Source organism: Aeromonas sp. 1HA1, from assembly GCF_029237385.1.
Classification (GTDB): domain Bacteria; phylum Pseudomonadota; class Gammaproteobacteria; order Enterobacterales; family Aeromonadaceae; genus Aeromonas; species Aeromonas popoffii.
The window spans coordinates 1-544 of the sequence record NZ_JAACGC010000227.1 but is presented as its reverse complement, the minus strand read 5'-3'; the positions used below and the strand labels follow the sequence as shown (position 1 = coordinate 544).

General features: G+C 61.8%; 1 protein-coding gene. It reads right to left on the bottom strand.

Annotation, left to right across the window (positions count from 1 at the left end):
- A partial coding sequence (locus GWQ22_RS21795) for a phage tail tape measure protein (protein ID WP_345893654.1) occupies positions 1-542 on the bottom strand: 542 nt, incomplete at its 3' end.
- Positions 543-544 lie beyond the last annotated feature (2 nt).

Below are 544 nucleotides of genomic sequence, written 5' to 3'. Positions count from 1 at the left end.
AAGGCGTCGGTCATGCCCTGGCCGGTGGTTTTGAACATCTGCACGGCGGTGGCGGTCTTGCCGGCCACGTCTTCCACCCAGTTGGCCTTGCCCATCCGCTTGGCCTGCTGCTCAAAGATGCCGTACATGGTGCCCATGTAGTTGGTGATGGTGGCGGTGTCGGCCTTGGTGGCCTTGGCCAGCACGCCAGAGGCGCGGGCAAAGGTGGGCAGCTCGTTACCCTCAAGCCCGGCGATGGCGGATTGAATATCGTAGGAGGCTCTGACAAAGGCGCTGGCCGATTCGCCATAGTCCACCGAAAACTGCAGGGCTGTGTCAGAGAGCTGTTTGAGGGTCTTTTCATGGACATCAAGCGAGGCCACTTCGCCCAGCGCCCGGTCCATTTCGATGGCGGGCGCCAGCGCATTCTGGATGGCTAAGGTGCCGGCCAGCATGGCGGCCCCACCGCCTGCGATATTGGCCAAGCCACTTTTGGCGGTGTTCTTCACCATGTTCAGCTGGTTGTTGATGCCCTCAAGCGGCCGGGTGACGGCATCTATCAGGG